Source organism: Pelomonas sp. CA6 (genome assembly GCF_022549225.1).
Lineage (GTDB): Bacteria > Pseudomonadota > Gammaproteobacteria > Burkholderiales > Burkholderiaceae_C > Roseateles.
In genome coordinates, this window is record NZ_JAKZFD010000016.1 from 23,600 (window position 1) to 43,385 (window position 19,786).

At 69.6% G+C, this 19,786-nt stretch carries 21 protein-coding genes; 8 read left to right on the plus strand and 13 right to left on the minus strand.

The features are described 5' to 3' along the window. Positions 1-7: 7 nt before the first annotated feature. The 4 genes from LZ017_RS20690 to LZ017_RS20705 are packed head-to-tail and all read right to left on the minus strand — an operon-like array spanning position 8 to position 4,276. Complete coding sequence (locus LZ017_RS20690) at positions 8-700, minus strand: lytic transglycosylase domain-containing protein (RefSeq protein WP_241398829.1); 693 nt, start codon at positions 698-700, stop codon at positions 8-10. After that, positions 697-1,218, minus strand: a complete 522-nt coding sequence (locus tag LZ017_RS20695; RefSeq protein ID WP_241398830.1) for a GNAT family N-acetyltransferase — start codon at positions 1,216-1,218, stop codon at positions 697-699. Before LZ017_RS20695 ends, LZ017_RS20690 begins: the two co-directional genes overlap by 4 nt. 12 nt (positions 1,219-1,230) lie before the next feature. Further along, positions 1,231-2,268, minus strand: coding sequence for a histone deacetylase family protein (locus LZ017_RS20700; RefSeq protein ID WP_241398831.1), 1,038 nt, complete (start codon positions 2,266-2,268; stop codon positions 1,231-1,233). A gap of 19 nt (positions 2,269-2,287) precedes the next feature. After that, entirely contained in the window at positions 2,288-4,276 is a 1,989-nt protein-coding gene (locus LZ017_RS20705; RefSeq protein WP_241398832.1) for a DNA topoisomerase IV subunit B, read from the minus strand. A gap of 127 nt (positions 4,277-4,403) precedes the next feature. On the opposite strand from LZ017_RS20705, the gene LZ017_RS20710 reads away from it, so the two are divergent. From LZ017_RS20710 to bamC, 7 genes are all read left to right on the plus strand, one after another. Continuing rightward, the gene (locus LZ017_RS20710; protein WP_241398833.1) at positions 4,404-5,912 is read left to right on the plus strand and encodes an amidohydrolase family protein; all 1,509 of its coding nucleotides are present in this window, start codon (positions 4,404-4,406) and stop codon (positions 5,910-5,912) included. Positions 5,913-5,930: 18 nt separating this feature from the next. Then, on the plus strand, positions 5,931-7,172 hold the full coding sequence (locus LZ017_RS20715) for an MFS transporter (RefSeq protein WP_241398834.1): 1,242 nt from the start codon (positions 5,931-5,933) through the stop codon (positions 7,170-7,172). A 4-nt stretch (positions 7,173-7,176) separates the two neighbouring features. Next, positions 7,177-7,305: a hypothetical protein gene (locus LZ017_RS22180; protein ID WP_277604827.1), complete on the plus strand. Its 129-nt coding sequence runs from the start codon at positions 7,177-7,179 to the stop codon at positions 7,303-7,305. Between the two features lie 57 nt (positions 7,306-7,362). Further along, the gene (locus LZ017_RS20720; protein WP_241398835.1) at positions 7,363-8,178 is read left to right on the plus strand and encodes an SDR family oxidoreductase; all 816 of its coding nucleotides are present in this window, start codon (positions 7,363-7,365) and stop codon (positions 8,176-8,178) included. Beyond that, positions 8,175-8,768 carry a class I SAM-dependent methyltransferase gene (locus LZ017_RS20725; RefSeq protein ID WP_374109965.1) on the plus strand — a complete coding sequence of 198 codons (594 nt, stop codon included), beginning with the start codon at positions 8,175-8,177 and terminating at the stop codon, positions 8,766-8,768. The genes LZ017_RS20720 and LZ017_RS20725 overlap by 4 nt, the downstream gene beginning before the upstream one ends. A 74-nt stretch (positions 8,769-8,842) precedes the next feature. Continuing rightward, positions 8,843-9,724: a 4-hydroxy-tetrahydrodipicolinate synthase gene (dapA, locus tag LZ017_RS20730; RefSeq protein ID WP_241398836.1), complete on the plus strand. Its 882-nt coding sequence runs from the start codon at positions 8,843-8,845 to the stop codon at positions 9,722-9,724. A 61-nt stretch (positions 9,725-9,785) separates the two neighbouring features. After that, positions 9,786-10,982: an outer membrane protein assembly factor BamC gene (gene bamC, locus LZ017_RS20735; RefSeq protein WP_241398837.1), complete on the plus strand. Its 1,197-nt coding sequence runs from the start codon at positions 9,786-9,788 to the stop codon at positions 10,980-10,982. A 538-nt stretch (positions 10,983-11,520) separates the two neighbouring features. Here bamC and LZ017_RS20740 read toward each other — a convergent pair. Together LZ017_RS20740 and LZ017_RS20745 are read right to left on the minus strand one after the other, a co-directional pair. Next, entirely contained in the window at positions 11,521-12,015 is a 495-nt protein-coding gene (locus LZ017_RS20740; RefSeq protein ID WP_241398838.1) for a hypothetical protein, read from the minus strand. Positions 12,016-12,025: 10 nt separating this feature from the next. Then, the gene (locus LZ017_RS20745) at positions 12,026-13,153 is read right to left on the minus strand and encodes a cupin domain-containing protein (RefSeq protein WP_374109966.1); all 1,128 of its coding nucleotides are present in this window, start codon (positions 13,151-13,153) and stop codon (positions 12,026-12,028) included. A gap of 62 nt (positions 13,154-13,215) precedes the next feature. Between LZ017_RS20745 and LZ017_RS20750 the strand changes: the two genes are divergently transcribed. Next, positions 13,216-13,737 carry a peptidylprolyl isomerase gene (locus LZ017_RS20750; protein ID WP_241398840.1) on the plus strand — a complete coding sequence of 174 codons (522 nt, stop codon included), beginning with the start codon at positions 13,216-13,218 and terminating at the stop codon, positions 13,735-13,737. A 48-nt stretch (positions 13,738-13,785) separates the two neighbouring features. On the opposite strand, the gene dut is transcribed toward LZ017_RS20750, so the two are convergent. Genes dut through cdd form a run of 7 tightly spaced genes read right to left on the minus strand, consistent with a single transcriptional unit; the run spans position 13,786 to position 19,780 of the window. Further along, on the minus strand, positions 13,786-14,235 hold the full coding sequence (dut, locus tag LZ017_RS20755; RefSeq protein ID WP_241398841.1) for a dUTP diphosphatase: 450 nt from the start codon (positions 14,233-14,235) through the stop codon (positions 13,786-13,788). A gap of 15 nt (positions 14,236-14,250) precedes the next feature. Next, positions 14,251-15,495 carry a bifunctional phosphopantothenoylcysteine decarboxylase/phosphopantothenate--cysteine ligase CoaBC gene (gene coaBC, locus LZ017_RS20760; protein ID WP_241398842.1) on the minus strand — a complete coding sequence of 415 codons (1,245 nt, stop codon included), beginning with the start codon at positions 15,493-15,495 and terminating at the stop codon, positions 14,251-14,253. A 45-nt stretch (positions 15,496-15,540) separates the two neighbouring features. Further along, complete coding sequence (gene trmB / locus LZ017_RS20765; RefSeq protein ID WP_241398843.1) at positions 15,541-16,296, minus strand: tRNA (guanosine(46)-N7)-methyltransferase TrmB; 756 nt, start codon at positions 16,294-16,296, stop codon at positions 15,541-15,543. Positions 16,297-16,352: 56 nt separating this feature from the next. After that, the gene (gene deoA / locus LZ017_RS20770) at positions 16,353-17,672 is read right to left on the minus strand and encodes a thymidine phosphorylase (RefSeq protein ID WP_241398844.1); all 1,320 of its coding nucleotides are present in this window, start codon (positions 17,670-17,672) and stop codon (positions 16,353-16,355) included. 2 nt (positions 17,673-17,674) lie between these two features. Continuing rightward, positions 17,675-18,433, minus strand: a complete 759-nt coding sequence (deoC, locus tag LZ017_RS20775; protein WP_241398845.1) for a deoxyribose-phosphate aldolase — start codon at positions 18,431-18,433, stop codon at positions 17,675-17,677. Positions 18,434-18,435: 2 nt separating this feature from the next. After that, a complete protein-coding gene (locus LZ017_RS20780) occupies positions 18,436-19,293 on the minus strand; it encodes a purine-nucleoside phosphorylase (protein ID WP_241398846.1) in 858 nt (285 codons plus the stop codon). A 58-nt stretch (positions 19,294-19,351) separates the two neighbouring features. Beyond that, the gene (gene cdd / locus LZ017_RS20785; RefSeq protein WP_241398847.1) at positions 19,352-19,780 is read right to left on the minus strand and encodes a cytidine deaminase; all 429 of its coding nucleotides are present in this window, start codon (positions 19,778-19,780) and stop codon (positions 19,352-19,354) included. Positions 19,781-19,786: the final 6 nt, after the last annotated feature.

The window sequence follows — 19,786 nt, forward strand, 5'->3', positions numbered from 1 at the left end:
GCCGCGCCTAGGGCGTCGGGCTGTGGATTCTCATTTCCTGGGCCAGGCGGCTCTGGCTGCGCTGCAGCAGCGCCCAGTACAGCTCCAGCACCATCTGCACATGGGCCTGGGTTTCGGCGATATCGGGCATGCGCCCGCCGGCGCGGCGCACCGCGCCCTCGCCCGCATTCCAGGCCGCCAGCGCCGCGTCCAGGCGCTCGTGGCGGCGCAGCAGATCGGCCAGCATGCGCGCGCCGATCCGCACATTGCTGCGCGCGTCCAGCAGCAGGTCGGGGCGCTTCTGCTCGGCCTCGCTGGCATAGCGCTGCGCCGCCTGCGGCGTGATCTGCATCAGCCCGGTCGCGCCGCGCGGCGACACGATCTGCGGCTGGTAGCTGCTTTCGACGGCGATGATGGCCTTCAGCAGCTCCACGTCCACGCCGGAGGCCTCGGCCGCTTCGCGCAGATAGGGCTGGACCGCCTTCACCTCCGGCGCGATGTCCAGCCAGGTCAGCACGCCGCGGCCATGGTCGGTCTTGCCCGGCACGCGCTGCACCGCGGTGCCGGTGGACAGCACCGGCTGGTAGCGGGAATCCAGCGGACGGGCGGCGAAATGGGCGATGCCGCGCGCATCGACATAGCCCCACAGCTCCGCGCGCGCCGGGGCCGCCAGGACCAGCGCCAGACCGAGGGCGATCAGGCCCGATCGAGCCCCCGTCACGCCAGCTCCTCGCCCAGCGCCAGCCGGGCCTGGTACTCGCGGTCCAGCATGGACATCACGATCAGGGCGTCGTAGCCATCGGCTCCTTGCACCTTGACGCACTCGCGCAGCCGCCCCTCCTCGACGAAGCCTTCGCTCAGATAGAGCTGCTGAGCGCGCAGGTTCAAGCCCTTCACGTCCAGCCAGAAGCGGTGCGCGCCCAGCTGCGTGAAGGCCATCTTCTTCAGCAGCCGCACGCAGGCGCGACCCAGGCCCTGCCCCTTGGGGCCCAGCACGATGCGCTTGAGCTCCACCGAGCGATGGGGATTGCGGCAGCCCTGCAGGATCACGAAGCCGGCGCGCTGGCCGTCCAGTTCGACGATGAAGTGGCGCGCATCGGGGAAGCGGATCGCGCCCTCGTGCTGGGTGCGCTCCCAGGCCGTGATGAAGGGCAGGTTGGCCGCGTCCTGCTCCACCGTGACGACGAAGTCCAGGTCCGACAGCATGGTCGGACGCAGATGCACGCGAGCCGGTGTCATGGCCATGGCCGATCAGCGCGCCGCCTGCGCGAAGCCCTGCAGCACGGCATGCACGTTCCAGCCTATGGCCTCGGTGGCATAGCCGCCTTCCTGCAGGAACAGCGTGGGCCAGCCCAGGCGCGCCAGGCGCTCGCCCAGGCGCGCGAACTCGGGGCGGTCCAGCTTGAAATGCGAGATCGGGTCACCGCCATAGGTGTCCACGCCCAGCGAGACGACCAGCAGCTGCGGATCGAAGGCCTGCAGCCGGCCCAGCGCCTGCTCCAGAGCGTCGAACCAGCGCTCGTTGTCCACGCCCACCGGAAGCGGAAAGTTGGCGTTGAAACCCAGGCCCGCGCCCGCGCCCTGCTCGTCGGCATGGCCGAGGAAGAAGGGGTACTCGGTTTGCGGGTCGCCGTGGATGCTGGCAAAGAAGACGTCGGCGCGCTCATAGAAGATCGCCTGCGTGCCATTGCCGTGGTGGTAGTCCACGTCCAGGATGGCCACGCGCGCCAGCCCCGCATCGCGGGCGGCCTGCGCCGCCACCGCGGCGTTGTTGACGAAGCAATAGCCGCCGAAGAAGTCGGCCCCGGCATGGTGGCCGGGCGGCCGCGTCAGGCAGTAGGCGCCGCGCTCGCCGGCCAGCACCTGGTCCAGCGCCGTCAGCGCGGACTGCGCGCCCCAATAGGCCGCCTCCCAGCTGCCCGAGGTCAGCGGCGTGCCGCTGTCCATCGAATACAGGCCCATGCGCGCCGCGAAGCTGCGCGGCTCGACGTCGCTGCGCAGCGTGCGCACCGGCCACACGGCCGGGAAGGCATCGCCCTCGCCGCCCAGCTGCTGCCATTCGTCCCAGGCGCCCTGCAGGAAGCGCAGATAGGCCGGCGCGTGAACACGCTCCAGGGGCGCCATCCCGTGGTCCACCGGCGCCAGCAGCTCGCCCAGCGGCCGCTCCCGCAGCGCGTTCAGCACGAAGTCGGCCCGCGCCGGGATCTCGAAGGCCGGCACCAGCCGCCCGCGGAAGAACTCGTGCGTGGCCGCATGCAGACCATGGCGGCCGTTGAACACGGTTTTCATAAGACGGCCCCCGTCGTCATCAGACATCCACCTCCACCGCGTCGCCATGCAGCTCCATCAGCTCGCGGCGCGCGGCAGCCTCGCCCTTGCCCATCAGCTTGTTGATCGCGCCCTCGGTCTCGCCCAGGTCGAGCGCGCCGTAGGCCACCTGCAGCAGGCGGCGGGTCTCGGGGTTCAGCGTGGTGTCCCACAGCTGCTCGGCGCTCATCTCGCCCAGGCCCTTGAAGCGGCTGATGGTCCAGCTGCCGTCGCGGGCGCCTTCCTTGCGCAGCTTGTCCAGGATGGCGCTCATCTCGCCCTCGTCCAGCGCATAGAGCTTGGCCGCGGGCTTCTTGCCACGGGCCGGCGCATCGACGCGGAACAGCGGCGGACGCGCCACATAGACATGGCCGGTCTCGATCAGCTTGGGGAAGTGGCGGAAGAACAGGGTCAGCAACAGCACCTGGATGTGGGCGCCGTCCACGTCCGCGTCCGACAGGATGCAGATCTTGCCGTAGCGCAGCCCGGAGAGATCAGGACTGTCGTTCTTGCCATGCGGATCCACGCCGATGGCGACGGAGATGTCGTGGATTTCGTTGTTCGCGAACAAACGGTCGCGCTCCACCTCCCAGGCGTTGAGCACCTTGCCGCGCAGCGGCAGGATGGCCTGGGTCTCCTTGTTGCGCCCCATCTTGGCCGAGCCGCCGGCCGAGTCGCCCTCGACCAGGAAGAGCTCGTTGTGCAGCAGGTCGCGGCTCTCGCAGTCGGTCAGCTTGCCGGGCAGCACGGCAACGCCGGAACCCTTGCGCTTCTCGACCTTCTGCGCCGCGCGCTGGCGGGTCTGGGCCTGCTTGATGACCAACTCGGCGAGCTTCTTGCCGTGCTCCACATGCTGGTTCAGCCACAGCTCCAGCGCCGGCTTGACGAAGGTGGATACCAGACGCAGCGCGTCGCGCGAGTTGAGCCGCTCCTTGGTCTGGCCCTGGAACTGCGGGTCCAGCACCTTGGCCGAGAGCACGAAGCTGGCGCGCGAGAAGACGTCCTCGGCCATCAGCTTGACGCCCTTGGGCAGCAGGCTGTGCAGCTCGATGAAACTCTTGATCGCGCCGAACAGGCCGTCCTTCAGCCCCGACTCGTGCGTGCCGCCGGCCACCGTGGGGATCAGGTTCACATAGCTTTCGCGCATGACCTGGCCTTCTTCGGTGAAGGCCACGCACCAGGCCGCGCCCTCGCCTTCGGCGAAGTTCTCGCTCTCCTGGCTGTTGGCGTATTGTTCGCCCTCGAACAGCGGGATCAGCGGGTCGGCCGCCAGCGATTGCATCAGGTAGTCGCGCAGGCCGCCCTTGTAGGTCCAGGTCTGGACCTCGCCGCTCTTTTCGTTCGTCAGCGTGACCGTCACGCCGGGCATCAGCACCGCCTTGGAGCGCAGCAGATGCACCAGCTCGCCCTTGGGCAGCTCGGCGCTCTCGAAATACTTGGCGTCCGGCCAGACGCGCACCGTGGTGCCCTGCTTGCGGTCGCCGGCCTTGGGCTCGGCCTTGCGCACCTGCACCGGCTCGACCACGTCGCCGCCGGAGAAGGCCAGCGTCGCCACCTGCCCCTCGCGGTACACCGTGACCTGCAGCCGCTTGGCCAAGGCGTTGGTCACCGACACGCCGACGCCGTGCAGGCCGCCAGAGAAGCTGTAGGCGCCCCCCGATCCCTTGTCGAACTTGCCGCCGGCGTGCAGCCGGGTGAAGACGATCTCCACCACCGGCACGCCTTCCTCGGGATGCAGGCCAAAGGGAATGCCGCGGCCATCGTCCTCGACCGACACCGAGCCGTCGGCGTGCTGGGTCACCGCAATGCGCTTGCCGAAACTGGCCAGGGCCTCGTCGGCGGCGTTGTCGATCACCTCCTGGATGATGTGCAGGGGGTTGTCGGTCCGGGTGTACATGCCCGGGCGCTGCTTGACGGGCTCCAGACCCTTGAGAACGCGGATCGAACCCTCACCGTAGCTGCCGGGGGAAGAGACTGCTTTGCTTGCCATGGGGCGGGATTCTATGCAGCGCGCAGGGCGCCCCGGACGGGCCAGTCCATCCGCACCGGCTTCCGGCGCGCTTGACCGGGCTTAATATGCGCGGCTTGCCAAGCTCTCGCGCGCACTGCCTCACTTCATGCGTCTCCCCGTCTCCGCCCTGCTGGCTTCGCTGCTCAGCCTCTGCGCCCCCGCCATCCAAGCCCAGCAGGAGCCAACGGCCCTGAAGGCCGTTGCCCCCTTCCATGCCAGCCAGAGCCTGACCATGGAGTTGAAGAACGCGCGCTGGTTCGACGGCAAGGGCTTCCAGCGCGGCAGCCTGTTCGTCGTCGACGGCCAATTCGTCGCCAGCCGCCCGGCCAAGGTGCACCGTCACATGGAGTTGCGCGGGCAGTACCTGGTGCCCCCGCTGGCCGAGGCGCACAACCACAACCTGCAGAACCAGTGGGGCTGGGACCGCTTCGCCCAGCGCTACATCCAGGACGGCGTGTTCTATACCGCGATGCTCTGCGGCGACCCCAGCGAAGTGGACCCGCTGCGCCCGCTGGCGGCCCTGGACGCGACGCCGGACACCTTGTTCGTCACCGCCTGCATCACCTCGTCCGACGGCCATCCGCTGGCCATGCTGACCGGCCCCACCGGACCGGACGGCAAGTCGGAGCTGCCGGCCAGCGACTTCATCGACAAAGCTGTGATCGTGATGGACAACCCCCAGCAGGTCCGCGACAAATGGCAGCTGGTGATGGGCCGCAAGACCGACCTGATCAAGGTCGTGATGAGCTACAGCGAGCATCCCGAGCTGCACCAGAAGCCGGAACTGCGCGGCAAGCTGGGCGTGGACGCCGCAACCCTGGCGGCCATCGTGCGCAAGGCGCACGAATCCAAGCTGCGCGTCGCGGTCCATGTAGACAGCGTGGCCGACTTCGAGGCGGCGGTGAATGCCGGCGCCGACCAGATCGCCCACCTGCCGGGCTACTTCAACCACCATGGCGCCGATCCCGACACCTATCTGATCCCGCCCGAACTGGCCCGCCGCGCCGCGCAGGCGCGCATCCAGGTGATCACCACCACGGCCGCGACCCAGCTCTTCCAGGCCGAACCCGAGCGCCTGAACCGCATCCGCGCCGTGCAGCAGCAGAACCTGCGCCAGCTGAAAGAGGCCGGTGTCGCGCTGCTGCTGGGATCGGACGTCTTCACCGCGACCGCGTTGGCGGAATGGCACAGCCTGGACGCGCTGAAGGTGCTGGAGCCGGCCGAACTGCTGCGCATCGCGACCGTGGACACGCCGCGCGCGCTGTTCCCGCAGCGCCGCCTGGGCTGCTTCGAGCCCGGCTGCGAGGCCAGCTTCCTGGTGCTGGCCGGCAATCCGCTGGAAGACGCGGCGGCGCTGGACCTGCCCCTGCTGCGCGTCAAACGCGGACGCATCCTGACCCAGTCCGAACAGGTGGCCGAGAGCACCGAGCGCGAACAAGCGCTCGCCTCGGGCAAGGCCGCGGGCGGCGCCAAGAAGAAAGGCGCCAAGTCCGCCAAGGGGGGCGGCAAGAACACCAAGGCCGGCGCCGCCAAGGGCAAAAGCGGCGGGACCAAGGCGGCGAGCAAGCCCACGGCCAAGTCGGCCGTCAAGAAGGCGACGGCAAGCAAACGCTGAAGCCGTTACATTGCGCCGATGCCCTCCACGCCCCACCCCCAGCCCGCCGCCGCGCCACAGCCCCTGTCCCTGCAGCAGGTGCTGCTCTGCGGCGCAATGATCGTCACGCTCTCCATGGGCATACGCCACGGCTTCGGCCTGTGGCTCACGCCCATCACGGTGGACCGGGGCTGGACCCGCGAGGCCTTCGCGCTGGCGATCGCGGTGCAGAACCTGGCCTGGGGCCTGGCCGGCCCCTTCGCCGGCATGCTGGCGGACCGCTTCGGCGCGATGCGCGTGCTGATCTCCGGCGCGCTGCTGTACGCGCTGGGGCTGGCGCTGATGGCCGTCTCCACCACCGCCAGCGGTTTCCTCGGCAGCGCGGGGCTGTTGATCGGCCTGGCCCAGTCGGGCACCACCTATGCGGTGGTCTACGGCGTGATCGGGCGCAATGTGGCGCCGGACAAGCGGTCCTGGGCCATGGGCGTGGCCGCCGCCGCGGGCTCCTTCGGCCAGTTCCTGATGGTGCCGGTGGAAAGCTGGCTGATCGGCCATACCGGCTGGCAGAACGCGCTGTTCATCCTCGCACTGGCGGCCTGTCTGATCGTGCCGCTGGCCTTCCAGCTGCGCGAACCGCAGCTGGGCAAGGCCGCCAGCGGCCCGCACCAGAGCATCGCCGAGGCCCTGCGCGAAGCCTTCGGCTACCGCAGCTTCCAGCTGCTGATGCTGGGCTACTTCGTCTGCGGCTTCCAGGTCGTCTTCATCGGCGTGCACCTGCCGAGCTATCTGAAGGACCACGGCCTGTCGCCGCAGGTCGCGACCTATGCGCTGGCGCTGATCGGCCTGTTCAACGTGTTCGGCACCTATGCGGCCGGCAGCCTGGGCCAGCGCCTGCCCAAGCGCTATCTGTTGTCGGCCATCTACGGCCTGCGTTCGGTGGCCATCGTTACCTTCCTGAACGTGCCGCTGAGCCCGACCAGCGTGTACGTGTTTGCCGCGGTGATGGGCTTTCTGTGGCTGTCCACCGTGCCACCGACGAATGCCATCGTGGCGCAGATCTTCGGCGTGCAGCACATGTCCATGCTGGGCGGCTTCGTGTTCTTCAGTCACCAGATCGGCAGCTTCCTGGGCGTCTGGCTGGGCGGCAAGCTCTACGACACGACCGGTTCCTACGACATCGTCTGGTGGCTGGCCGTCGCGCTGGGCGTGATGGCGGCCTTGGTCAACCTGCCGGTGCGCGAGACCGCGATCGCCCGCCAGCCGCAGCCCGGGATGGCCTGACGCGATGCGCCAGCGCCTGCGGTCCTGGATCTGGCGGCTGGCCCTGGCCGCCGCGCTGACGCTGGTCTTTCTCGCCTATGCCCAGCCGGCGTTGATGCAGAGCATGGCCGACCAGATCTGGGCCTGCTTTTGAGCGCCGCGCCTGGGCACAGCCTGGCGCGCCACCGACTTTGACGGGAGGAGTGAGTCCATGGACGAGCGAGTGGTCGTGATCACCGGGGCCTCGGACGGCATAGGCGCCGAGCTGGCGCGCCAATGGGCGGCCCGCGAGGGCGGCCGGCTGAAGCTGGTGCTGGCGGCGCGCGGCGAGGACAAGCTGGCCGAGGTCGCCCAGCACTGCCGCGCGCAAGGCGCGCAGGCGCTGGCCCTGCGCTGCGACGTCGAGTCGCAGGACGACTGCCGCGCGCTGATCGACGCGGCGCTGCGGGTCTTCGGCCGCATCGACGTGCTGGTCAACAACGCCGGACGCTCGGCCCATGCGCTGTTCGAGCAGGTCGAGGACCTGGGCTGGTACGAGCGGCTGATGCGCATTAATCTGTGGGGCAGCGTCTGGTGCACCCAGGCCGCGCTGCCCGCGCTGAAGGCCAGCCGCGGCCGCATCGTCGCGGTCTCCAGCCTGGCCGGGCTGGTCGGCGTGCCGGGCCGCACCGCCTACAGCGCGAGCAAGTTCGCGATGAACGGCTTCTTCGAGGCCTTGCGTACCGAGCTGACCGAGGATGGCGTCAGCGTCACCATCGCCTACCCTGGCGTGGTCTCCACGCAGATCCGCTACCGCGGCTTCAATGCGCGCGGAGAACCGGCCGGCGTCAGCGGCCTGGTGGAAGATGGCGCGATGTCGGTGCAGACCTGCGCGCGGCTGATCCTGGACGGCACGCTGGCGCGCCGGCGCGACATCGTGATGACCGTCCAGGGCCGCCTGGGCCGCTGGCTCAAGCTGCTGGCGCCGGCGCTGATCGACCGCCTGGCCTGGAAGGCGGTCAAGCGCGAGGAGGCCGCGCGTTCATGACCGTCGTCGAACAAGGCATGGCCGGCGCGCCCAGCGACTGGCTGATGCGCTGGGCCCAGGCCTGGCGCGAGCGTCCTGGCGCAACGGCGCTGGACCTGGCCTGCGGCTCGGGGCGCCATCTGGCCCTGCTGGCCGAAGCCGGCCTGCGGGTGACCGGCGTGGACCGCGACGCACAGGCACTGGCCACGGCCGCCGCCCGGGCGCCCGCGGCCGAGCTGATCGCCGCCGACATCGAACAAGGCCCCTGGCCTCTGGCCGCGCGCCGCTTCGACCTGGTGCTGGTCACCCACTATCTCTGGCGACCGCTGCTGCCGCGCATCGTTGATGCCGTGGCGCCTGGCGGCTGGCTGATCTACGAGACCTTTGCCCACGGGCAACAGAGCGTGGGCCGGCCCTCGCGGCCGGATTTCCTGCTCCAGCCTGGCGAGCTTCTGCGCGCCTGCGAGGGCCTGCGCATCGTCGCCTACGAGGATGGATTTCTGGGCGCGGGCCACGGCGGCGGCGTCAACGAGCGCTTTGTCCAGCGCGTTGCAGCGGTTCGCGCCGAGGCGCCCGAACCCGGAGGCTTCGCCCGCTACCACCTGGGCTGAAGGGCCCCGGTGCGTGACAACGGTTTCGGGGCCTCGCGCTTCAGTAGAATCCTCCGATCTCAAGGAATCCCTCCATGAACGCATTTGTTGGCAGCATCGTGGCGCTGGTCACGCCCATGCATGAAGACGGCCAGATCGACTTCGACGGTCTGCGCAAGCTCATCGACTGGCAGATCGCCCAGGGCACCGACGTGATCGGCGTGGTGGGCACCACCGGCGAATCGCCCACCGTCACGATGGAGGAGAACCGCGAGGTCATCCGTGTGGCCGTCGAGCATGTCAAGGGCCGTCGCCCCGTGCTGGCGGGCACGGGCGCCAACTCCACCGCCGAAGCCATCGAGCTGAGCCGCTATGCCAAGGCCGTCGGCGCCGACGCGACGCTGTCCGTCGTGCCCTACTACAACAAGCCCTCCCAGGAAGGCATCTACCGCCACTTCAAGGCCATTGCCGAGGCGGTCGACATTCCGATGATGCTGTACAACGTGCCCGGTCGCACCGTGGCGGACATGCAGCCCGAGACGGCGCTGCGCTGCGCCAGCCTGCCCGGCGTGTTCGGCATCAAGGAAGCCACCGGCAACATCGAGCGCGCCGCCTGGCTGATCAAGAACGCGCCCGCCGGCTTCGGCATTTATTCGGGCGATGACGGCACCGCGATCGCGCTGATGCTGATGGGTGGCCGCGGCCATGTCAGCGTCACCGCCAATGTGGCGCCGCGCGACATGCACCTGATGTGCAAGGCCGCGATCGAAGGCCGCGTCAAGGATGCCACCGAACTGCACTTCAAGCTGCTGGGCCTGCACAAGCAGCTGTTCTGCGAGCCCTCCCCGGCCCCCACCAAGTGGGCCTTGAGCCAGATGGGCCATTGCAGCGAGCATCTGCGCCTGCCGCTGACCCCGCTGACGCCGGCCGGCCAGGCCAGCGTGCGCGAGGCCATGCGCGAGGCCGGCCTGCTCTGATTCCCACCCGATTTCCCTGACCTGCGGCGCCGCCGCAGGCCCAACCCCGGAGATGTCTAGCGTGATCCGTTCTCTTTCCGAATCCACCGGCTCCACGCCGGTTCGCCTGGCCTGCGCTGCCCTGATCACGGGCCTGCTAGCCGGCTGCAGCGCCATGGACGGCGTGCTGAGCTCCGACCGGGTGGACTACCGCGGCGCCGCCAAGCAGACCACCGGCCTGGACGTGCCGCCCGACCTGACCCAGCTGTCGCGCGAGAACCGCTCGCCGGTCCAGGGCGGCAGCGTCAGCGCGTCGCAGCTGCTGCAGGCGGCCAATGCCGCGCCGGCCGCCAACAATCCGGCCCTCGTCAACAACGTCGCGGTCCAGGCCGTCGGTCAGGTCAAGCTGATGCGCGAAGGCGATCAGCGCTGGCTGAGCAGCGCGCTGGCGCCCGAACAGCTGTGGCCTCAGCTGCGCAGCTTCTGGCAGGAGCGCGGTTTCGAGCTGCCGCTGGACGACGCGGCCGTTGGCGTGATGGAAACCAACTGGCTGGAGAACCGCGCCAAGCTGCCACAGGACATCGTCCGCCAGACCGTGGGCCGCGTGCTGGACGGCCTCTACTCCACCGGCGAGCGCGATAAATATCGCACCCGCGTGGAACGCAACGCACAGGGGGGCACCGACATCTACATCGCCCACCGCGGCGTGCAGGAGGTGTACACCGGCGCCCAGCGCGACCAGACCGGCTGGCAGGCCCGCCCCAGCGATCCCGCCCTGGAAGCCGAGATGCTGTCGCGCCTGATGCTCAAGCTGGGCGCCAAGGAGGAAGAGGCCAAGGCCGTCCTCGCCCAGCAGGCTGCCACGCCGGCGCGTCAGGACAGCAAGTTCAGCCAGCCCGCGGTGCCGCAGTCGCAGGCCGCCACGCGCCCGCTGTCCGAGGTGCCCAATGCACTGCAGGTCAACGAGGGCTTCGAGCGCGCCTGGCGCCGTGTCGGCCAATCGCTGGACCGCCATGGCTTCACCATCGAAGACCGCGACCGCAAGCAGGGCCTGTTCTTCCTGCGCTACGCCGACCCCAACATGGTGGGCAAGGAAGAGCCGGGCTTCTTCTCCAAGCTCTTCGGCGGCGACAAGGGTGTCGTGGCCGGCCGCTATCGCGTGTCGGTCAAGTCCGAAGGCGAGCGCAGCACCATCACCATCCTGGACGACAAGGGCCAGCAGCAGACCAACGAGATCGCCAAGCGCATCCTGAACCTGCTGATGGACGACCTGCGCTAAATCCAGCAGATCACCGCAAATGCAAACGCCATCGCAGACGCGATGGCGTTTTCTTTTGTGTCCCCGTGTTGCGAGAAACGACGTCTGGACCTCATTTGCGCCAGGGCCAATGCGCCGAGACTCGCAGGGACGTAAAAAAGCCGCCTGGGCGAACCCGGCGGCTTTCTTTGCGGACGCAGCAGAATTAGTTGCTGGCGGCAGCGGAGGCAGCGGGAGCCGAAGCGTCAGCCGCGGGAGCCGAAGCTTCCACCGGAGCCGAAGCAGGCGCCGAGGCTTCCACGGGAGCGGGAGCAGCAGCCGGAGCAGCGGCTTCTTCCTTCTTGCCGCAAGCGGTCAGAGCAACAGCGGCCAGCAGGGAGGCCAACAGGATCGACTTTTTCATACTTGTCCTCAGGTGACTTTGAGACGAACAAATTACCGGTAATTGTGAAGCTCGGGGGAGGCAAGCCTCCGTGAAAGCCCCAATGTCCAAGACGCGGAAACCTCGAGCGCTTCCTTCGCCTAGCCCGCAATTATAGCCACGGCTTTTGTAATCCTTTTACAAGCCCAGAGTGCTAGCGCTGAAGCTATCGCACGAGCGTTGCGCTATTGCGTCAAACGCTTCTCTTGCGTAAAGCAAGTCGGCGGCTTGACAACTCAGCCAGGCCCGCTCCGGCGTCCAGAGTTTGAGCAGCAGCAGCCCCGGCGCCAGCAGCATGCCGCCCGGCAGGTCCTCGCCGGCGGCCTTCAGGTCGTCCGGCTGGAAGCTGCGCGCGCTGATCACGTGGTCGTGCGTCACGCGCCATTGCACGAAGCGCGGATGCTTGCGACGCACCGCCTCGTAGCCCTGCGACAGCAGATGCAGGCGACGATGCGGCAAAGCCCAGGCGTGCAGCGCATCCAGCAGCGCGGGGTCGGACAGCGGCCAGTCGGCCAAATCCGGCGCCATCCAGCACAGCTCGCGTCCGCCCTGTGTCGCGGCCTTCAGCAAGGCCTCGGCCAGGGCGGTCGCGACGCCCGCGCGGGATTCGATCAGCCCTTCGCTCACGCCCATTGCGCTTACCTCACTCGGCCAGCACCCAGCCGTCTTCCGCCCATTGGTCCAGCAGCTCGCGCGCGCCTTCGCTGAGGCGAGCGACTTCGGCGCCCGCGAGGCGGCGGCGGTCGGCCAGACGGCGCATCAGCGTGGCGTCGCGCCCGCCGGCACGGAAGGACTCGCCGTTGATGAACACATGGGCGCGGTCATACATCATGCGGCTGCGCGGACTCAGGCGCACGCCCTCGCCGGGCCGCAGCGGCCGGCCGGCATCGAAGAAGACACGCGGCTTGGGCTCGGTCAGCGCCTCGCCCAGCGCGCGCTCCAGTGCCAGTGGCGCGTTGGCCGCTTTCAGCACGGCGTCGCGCGCGAATTGCTGCAGTGCCGGGGGAATCAGGGCCGGCGCCTGCGTCGCCTCCTGGCGCGGATCGCAGTACATGCGGTCGCCGCGATGGCCGTCTTCCTCCTCCTCGGTCAGCCGCACCAGCAGCTCGTTGGCCAGTTCACGCCCCCAGGGCGTGCGGAAGCCCACCGAAGCCGTCATGCAGTCGCCGCCCACCGCGATGCCGTCATGCGCCCAGCCCGGCGGCAGGTAGAGCATGTCGCCGGGCTCAAGCACGAACTCCTGTTCGGGGTTGAACTCGGTCAGCAGTTTGACGGGCACGTCCTGGCGCAGCTCACCCGTGGTGGACACACCCATGCGGCCGATGCGCCACTGCCTCTTGCCTGCCACCTGGATCAGGAAGACGTCGTACGAATCGAAATGCGGGCCGACACCGCCGCCATCGCTGGCATAGGAGACCATCAGATCATCCAGCCGCGCCTCGGGCACGAAGCGGAAGCGCTCCAGCAGCGCACGCGCGGCCGGCACATGCAGGTCCAGCCCCTGCACCAGCAGGGTCCAGCGCGGCTTGCTCCACGGCGGCAGCTTGGCCACCGGGCCGTGACGCAGCGCCCAGCGGTCGTCGAACTGCGTCACCAGCCGAGATTCCACATCCTCGCTGGTCGCCAGTTGCGCCAGTTCGGCGCGCGAGGCCGGGGGCTGGATGCCGGGCAGCGCCTGGCGGACCAGCAAAGGCTTGCGCTGCCAGTGCCGGCGCATGAACTGCTCGGGGCTCAGTCCCCCCAGCAGCGGGGTCTTTTGTTCGATGTCGATGTCCATGGGCGCGATTGTCGGCGCTGAACGCGGCGCGCAACATCGCGTGAGACAATTTGACGATGCAAATCAATGCTCCCTGCGTCGTCTCCCTCACCTGGAGACTGGAGGACGCCCAAGGCCAGCCCATCGAGTCGCTGGACCAGCCGATGGAATTCTTCTTCGGCGGCGAGGATCTGTTCGAGAAGGTCGAGCAGGCGCTGGCCGGCCAGGAAAACGGCTACGAGGTCAGCGTCGCACTGCAGCCCGAGGACGCCTTCGGCGATTACGACTCCAACCTGGTCTGCTTCGAGTCGCGCGGTCTGTTCCCGGACAACGTGCAGGTCGGCATGCAGTTCGAAGGCCTGCCCGAAGGCTCGGCGACCGAGGACATGCCACCCGACACCATTTACACCGTCACCGAGGTCTATCCCGAGCATGTGGTGCTGGATGGCAACCACCCGCTGGCGGGCCTGGGACTGCGCATGCACATCAAGGTCTGCGACGTGCGCGAGGCCACCGATGAGGAGGCCGAGGCCGGCACGTTGGGCGATACCGGCTTCACGGTGATGAGCGGCCCGTCGGCGGGCGAGTCCCTCCACTGACGCAGCCTGGGGCGGGGCCTCGCCCTGCTCGCTGCGGCCGGGACGGGGTCAGGCCTTGCCGGTCGACCCGAAACCGCCCTCGCCGCGCGCCGAGGCGTCGAAGTCGTCGACGCGGCGGAAGCTGGCCTGCACCACGGGCACCAGCACCAGCTGGGCGATGCGCTCCATCGGTTCGATGCGGAAGGCGCTCTGCCCGCGGTTCCAGCAGCTGACCATCAGCTGCCCCTGGTAGTCCGAGTCGATCAGGCCGACCAGATTGCCCAGCACGATGCCGTGCTTGTGGCCCAGTCCCGAGCGCGGCAGGATCAGCGCGGCCAGCCCCGGATCGCCGATGTGGATGGCCAGTCCGGTGGGAATCAACGTGGTCTGGCCCGGCTCCAGGGTCAGCGCCTCGTCCAGGCAGGCGCGCAGGTCCAGGCCGGCGCTGCCAGGGGTGGCGTACTGGGGCAGTTGCTCGGCCATGCGGGCATCGAGCACCTTCAGGTCTATCGTGGTCATCGCGGGTTCAGGAGTTCAGGAGGCGGAGGCCGGGCTCACCGGCGTGTTGAGCCGCTGCGCGATCTCGCGCACCAGCTCGCGCGCCAGCGTCAGCTTGTCGGCGCGCGAGAGTTCGCGCTGGCCACGGGCATCCACCAGCAGCAGCGCATTGTCGTCCTGGCCAAAAGTGGCCGGCCCCAGGTTGGCCACGATCAGCGGCACGCGCTTGCGCGCCAGCTTGTCGCGGGCGTTCTTCAACAGGTCCTGGCTCTCGGCGGCGAAGCCCACGCACAGCGGCGGCGTCGGCAGCGCGGCCACGGTGGCCAGGATGTCGGGGTTCTCGGTCAGCGCCAGCGCCGGCACGGCGGCCTGGCCGGGCGCGGCGTTCTTCTTAATCTTGTGTTCGGCCACGTCGGCCGGCCGCCAGTCGGCGACGGCCGCGGTGGCGACAAAGGCGTCCTGGGTCGCGGTCTCGGCGAGCACCGCGTCCAGCATCTGGCGTGCGCTCTGCACGTCGATGCGGCGCACGCCCTGCGGCGTCGGCAGGTGGACAGGCCCGGCGACCAGGGTCACCTGCGCACCGGCCTCGGCCGCGGCTCGCGCGATCGCAAAGCCCATCTTGCCGCTGGAGCGGTTGGTGATGCCGCGCACCGGGTCGATCGCCTCATAGGTCGGGCCGGCGGTGATCAGCACCCGGCGCCCCGCCAGCAGCTTGGGCTGGAAATGCGCCACGACCCGATCGAGCAGTTGCTGCGGCTCCAGCATGCGGCCATCGCCCACCTCGCCGCAGGCCTGGTCGCCGGTGCCGGGGCCCAGCAGCTCCGCGCCGTCGGCCACCAGCTGCGCGACATTGCGCTGCGTGGCCGGATGCGCCCACATCTCGCGGTTCATCGCGGGCGCCACCAGCAGCGCGCAGCGCTGCGCGGGCCGCGCCAGCGCGGTGAGGCTCAGCAGCTCGTCCGCCCGGCCCTGTGCCAGCTTGGCGATCATGTCGGCGCTGGCCGGTGCGATCAGCATCGCGTCCGCCTCGCGGCCCAGGTTGATGTGCGCCATGTTGTTGTCCTGGCGGGCGTCCCACTGGCTGGTGTACACGGGACGGTTGGACAGCGCCTGCAGGGTGACCGGCGTGATGAAGGCCTCGGCGGCCTCGGTCATGATGACCTGCACCGTGGCGCCGGCCTTGACCAGCAGCCGCGTCAGTTCGGCGACCTTGTAGCAGGCGATGCCGCCGGAAAGGCCCAGCAGCAGATGCTTGCCGGCCAGGGGTGTGGCTTCAGACATGGTGGCACTCTATCAGCAGCGCGCCGTTGACCGCGGCGCGTGGGGTCAGATCTTGCGCCGGAACACCAGATCCCAGACCCCGTGGCCCAGCCGCAGCCCGCGCGCCTCGAACTTGGTCAGCGGCCGGTAGTCGGGCTTGGGCGCATAACCCGCCGCCGTGTTCTCCAGCAGCGGCTCGGCCGACAGCACCTCCAGCATCTGCTGGGCATAGGGTTCCCAGTCGGTCGCGCAATGCAAATAGCCGCCCGGACGCAGATGCTGCACCAGGCGCGCGACAAAGGCGGGCTGGATCAGCCGGCGCTTGTTGTGGCGCTTCTTGTGCCAGGGATCGGGAAAGAAGATGTGCACGCCGGCCAGAGTGGCGGGCGGGATCATGTGCTCCAGCACCTCCACCGCGTCGTGCTGGAAGATGCGGATGTTGGGGATGTCCTGCTCGCCGATCAGCTTCAGCAGCGCGCCCACGCCGGGCTCATGCACCTCGCAGCCGATGAAATCATGGTCGGGCAGGCTGCGCGCGATCTGCGCCGTCGCCGCCCCCATGCCGAAGCCGATCTCCAGCACCACCGGTGCGTCGCGGCCGAAGGTGGCGGCGAAGTCCAGCGCTGCGGGTTTGAAGGGCAGCACAAACCGAGGCCCCAGCTCGGCCAGCGCCCTCACCTGCCCCGTGCCCATGCGGCCGGCACGGACCACGAAACTGCGGATGGCGCGGCGCGGTGCCTCCGCGGCCCCGGACGCCTGCGGCTCGTCGGACGGGGTGGCCGGATCCGGCGTGGAGGTCGGGGAAGGAAGGCTCATGGTCATCGAAAGAACTGCAGTCGGGCGCGGGATTTTAGGTCCTGCGGCCACCGCCCGCGGGCTCAGCCCAGCCGGTCCATCACCAGCGGATGCGCCTGCCAGGGCGCGTCCGCGTCGATCAGGGTCACGGCCGCCTGCACCTGCGCGACCGCGCGCTGGGCCGCCGCCTCGTCGGCCGCATGCACCAGGGCCAGCGGCTCGCCCGCGGCCAGCACCTCGCCCAGCTGGCGCATGCCGCTCAGGCCCACGCGCATGTCGATCGCGTCGCCGGGCTGGCGGCGGCCGCCGCCCAGCTCGACGATGACCAGACCGATCTCACGCGTCTGCATCGCGCAGAGGCGACCCGCGCGCGGCGCCGGCACCGGACGAACGACCGGCGCGGCCGGCAGGTAGGCCTGGGGCCGCTCCAGCAGATCGGCCGGGCCGCCCAGCGCGGCGACCATCTGCGCGAAGCGCTCCGCCGCCGCGCCGCTGTCCAGCGCCGCCTGCAGCTGGGTGCGCGCCTGCGCGGTGTCGGGTGCCAGCCCGCCCAGCACCAGCATCTCGGCGCACAGCGCCAGCGTCAGTTCGTGGGTGCGCGGCTCGCGCGGGCCGTCGCCCTTCAGATAGGCGATCGCGCCCTGCACTTCGAGCGCATTGCCGACCTCCCAGCCCAGCACCTGGTTCATGTCGGTGATCAGCGCGCGCGTGCGCAGCCCGGCGCCCGCGGCCACCTCGACGATGCTCTGCGCCAGTTCGCGACCGAACTCCGGCGTCGCGGCGAAGGCGCCGTTGCCGCACTTGATGTCCATCGCCAGCCCCTGCAGCCCGGCGGCCAGCTTCTTGGACAGGATGCTGGCGGTGATCAGCGGCACGCTCTCGACCGTCGCGGTGACGTCGCGGGTGGCATAGAAGCGCTTGTCGGCTGGCGCCAGGTCGCCGGTCTGGCCGATGATGGCGCAGCCCAGCCGACGCACCAGCCGGTCGAAGTCGGCCGGCGCCGGCGTGGTGTTGTAGCCCGGGATGGCCTCCAGCTTGTCCACCGTGCCGCCGGTATGGCCCAGGCCCCGGCCGGCGATCATGGGCACGTAGCCGCCGCAGGCGGCGACCATGGGCGCCAGCATCAGGCTCAGCTTGTCGCCGACGCCGCCGCTGGAGTGCTTGTCCAGCACCGGACCGGGCATGTCGGGCCAGCTCAGCACGCGGCCCGAATGCATCATCGCGCGGGTCAAGGCCACCGCTTCTGCGCGGTTCATGCCGCGCAGAAAGACGGCCATGCCCAGCGCCGCCACCTGCCCTTCGCTCCAGCTGCCATCCACCAGGCCGCGCACGAAGTGCTGAATCTGCGCCTCGTCCAGCGCCCCGCCTTCGCGCTTGGCGCGAATGATTTCCTGAGCCAGCATCTTCAGTACCCGTGCGAGGCCGGCGTCGCGCCGGTCTGGCCGGACAACTGCGCCTCGATGTCGTTGAGCAGGCCGCTGGCGCCGAAGCGCAGGCGCTGCGGATTCAGGGCCTGGGCCCCCAGCTTGGCGGCGGCCAGGTCCAGATAGACCTGGGCCTCGGCCACGCTGCGTATGCCGCCCGAGGCCTTGAAGCCGGCGGCCACGCCGCTGGTGGCGATTTCCTGCAGCATCACCGCGGCCGCCTCGGGCGTGGCCGACACCGGGCTCTTGCCCGTGCTGGTCTTGACGAAGTCGGCGCCCGCGGCGAGCGACAGGCGCGTGGCCTCGGCGATCAGTTCCGGCTGGGCCAGTTCGCCGCTCTCGAGGATGATCTTCAGCGTCAGCCCCTCGGCCGCCTCGCGCACCTCGGCAAGGAAGTCGGCCACCTCCGCGGTCTGGCCCGCGATCAACGCGCGGTAGGGCAGCACCACGTCGACCTCCTGCGCACCGGCGCGGGCGATCTCATCGATCTCGGCCCGGGTGCGCGCCAGGTCCAGGCTGCCGTCGGGAAAGTTGGCCACCGCGGCCACGCGGATGGCGCGCGGCAGCGCCTCGCGCGCCTGCGCCGCGAAGCGCGGCCACACACAGACGGCCGCCACCGCACCATGCGGGCCCTGCGCGCGCGCGCACAGCCGGGCGATGTCCTCCGCCGTGTCCTGATCGTTCAGGCTCGTCAGGTCCAGGCATTGCAGCGCCAGTTGCGCCGCGTCACGGATGTTCATGGTCAGCTCCTGAGCGATTCGACCTGGGCCAGCGAGCCCAGCACCCAGCCCAGGTAGTTCGCCGCGCGCTCGCCAGAGAGCTGGGCCTGCTGCAGCGTCAGCGCATGGGTCAGCGCCTCCTCCGACAGGCCGGCGGCCATGTTGGTCATCAAGGCCAGGCCCATCACGCGCAGGCCGGCATGGCGGGCCAGGATGGTTTCGGGCACGGTGCTCATGCCCACCGCGTCCGCGCCCCAGGCCGAGAACATGCGGATCTCGGCCGGCGTCTCGAACTGAGGGCCCAGCGCCCAGACATAGGTGCCCTCGCCCACCGCCAGGTTGTGCGCGCGGGCGACCTTCTTCGCGTGCTCACGCAGCTCGGGATCGTAGGCCGCGCTCATGTCGGTGAAGCGGTCATTGCCGGGCTGGCCGATCAGCGGCGAGCGCTGCGGCGCGTTGATGTGGTCGGCGATCAGCATCAGGCTGCCCGGCGGCAGGTGGCTGCGCAGGCTGCCCGAGGCATTGGTCAACAGCAGCAGCTTGACGCCCCAGGCCTTCAGGCTGCGGATCGCGCCGGCCATGCCGGTGCAGTCGCCGCTCTCGTAGGTGTGGGCGCGGCCGCGCAACATGGCCACGCGCTGTTCGCCCACCTGGCCCACGGCGATTTCGGCCACGTGGCCTTCGACCTTGGGTTGAGGAAAGGCGGGCAGTTGCGCATAGGCCAGATGCTTCGCATCCTGCAGTTGGTGGATCGCGCCGGACCAGCCGGAGCCCAACACGACGGCGACCTCGGGGGCCTTTTCGCCAAAGCTGGACTTCAGCGTGGCAACGCTCTGGGCAATGGCGGCATCCAGCGCCGCGCCGCTCAGGGGCAGGGACATGTGCTTCTCCTTGGCGCCACCAGGATGCGGCGGCGCGTTTCTCGTTGTTCGTCGTCGATCAGCTGGACCGCAGATGGTCCGGGCCGAAGCTCGCCGGCAGCAGCTGCTCAAGCAGCCATTGCTGGCGCACGCCGCCCGCGTCGGCGGCCAGCACCAGCAGTTCGGTGGGCTGCGCGAATTCGCGCAGCTTCTGGCGGCAGCCGCCGCAGGGCGTGATGATTTCCGGGCCGGGCCCGGCCACCAGCACCGCGCGGGCGCGGCGGCCCCCGCCCATGATCATGTGTCCCAGCGCATTCGTCTCGGCGCACCAGCCCTGCGGATAGGCGGCGTTCTCCACGTTGCAGCCGGCGTGGATGCGGCCCAACTCGTCCAGCACCGCCGCGCCCACCCGATAGCGGGAGTACGGCGCGTAGGATTGCTCGCGGGCCGCCAGCGCGGCGCGCAACATCTGCTGCAGCAGATCGTCGGAAAGACTCGGGGCGTTCATGGGGCG

Excerpts from the sequence above, each read along its gene's own strand:
- LZ017_RS20695 (WP_241398830.1), bottom strand. The coding sequence starts at position 1,218 with ATGACACCGGCTCGCGTGCATCTGCGTCCGACCATGCTGTCGGACCTG.
- LZ017_RS20700 (WP_241398831.1), bottom strand. The coding sequence starts at position 2,268 with ATGAAAACCGTGTTCAACGGCCGCCATGGTCTGCATGCGGCCACGCAC.
- LZ017_RS20705 (WP_241398832.1), bottom strand. The coding sequence starts at position 4,276 with ATGGCAAGCAAAGCAGTCTCTTCCCCCGGCAGCTACGGTGAGGGTTCG.
- LZ017_RS20710 (WP_241398833.1), top strand. The coding sequence starts at position 4,404 with ATGCGTCTCCCCGTCTCCGCCCTGCTGGCTTCGCTGCTCAGCCTCTGC.
- LZ017_RS20715 (WP_241398834.1), top strand. The coding sequence starts at position 5,931 with ATGCCCTCCACGCCCCACCCCCAGCCCGCCGCCGCGCCACAGCCCCTG.
- LZ017_RS22180 (WP_277604827.1), top strand. The coding sequence starts at position 7,177 with ATGCGCCAGCGCCTGCGGTCCTGGATCTGGCGGCTGGCCCTGGCCGCC.
- LZ017_RS20720 (WP_241398835.1), top strand. The coding sequence starts at position 7,363 with ATGGACGAGCGAGTGGTCGTGATCACCGGGGCCTCGGACGGCATAGGC.
- LZ017_RS20725 (WP_374109965.1), top strand. The coding sequence starts at position 8,175 with ATGACCGTCGTCGAACAAGGCATGGCCGGCGCGCCCAGCGACTGGCTG.
- dapA (WP_241398836.1), top strand. The coding sequence starts at position 8,843 with ATGAACGCATTTGTTGGCAGCATCGTGGCGCTGGTCACGCCCATGCAT.
- LZ017_RS20740 (WP_241398838.1), bottom strand. The coding sequence starts at position 12,015 with ATGGGCGTGAGCGAAGGGCTGATCGAATCCCGCGCGGGCGTCGCGACC.
- LZ017_RS20750 (WP_241398840.1), top strand. The coding sequence starts at position 13,216 with ATGCAAATCAATGCTCCCTGCGTCGTCTCCCTCACCTGGAGACTGGAG.
- dut (WP_241398841.1), bottom strand. The coding sequence starts at position 14,235 with ATGACCACGATAGACCTGAAGGTGCTCGATGCCCGCATGGCCGAGCAA.
- coaBC (WP_241398842.1), bottom strand. The coding sequence starts at position 15,495 with ATGTCTGAAGCCACACCCCTGGCCGGCAAGCATCTGCTGCTGGGCCTT.
- trmB (WP_241398843.1), bottom strand. The coding sequence starts at position 16,296 with ATGACCATGAGCCTTCCTTCCCCGACCTCCACGCCGGATCCGGCCACC.
- deoA (WP_241398844.1), bottom strand. The coding sequence starts at position 17,672 with ATGCTGGCTCAGGAAATCATTCGCGCCAAGCGCGAAGGCGGGGCGCTG.
- deoC (WP_241398845.1), bottom strand. The coding sequence starts at position 18,433 with ATGAACATCCGTGACGCGGCGCAACTGGCGCTGCAATGCCTGGACCTG.
- LZ017_RS20780 (WP_241398846.1), bottom strand. The coding sequence starts at position 19,293 with ATGTCCCTGCCCCTGAGCGGCGCGGCGCTGGATGCCGCCATTGCCCAG.
- cdd (WP_241398847.1), bottom strand. The coding sequence starts at position 19,780 with ATGAACGCCCCGAGTCTTTCCGACGATCTGCTGCAGCAGATGTTGCGC.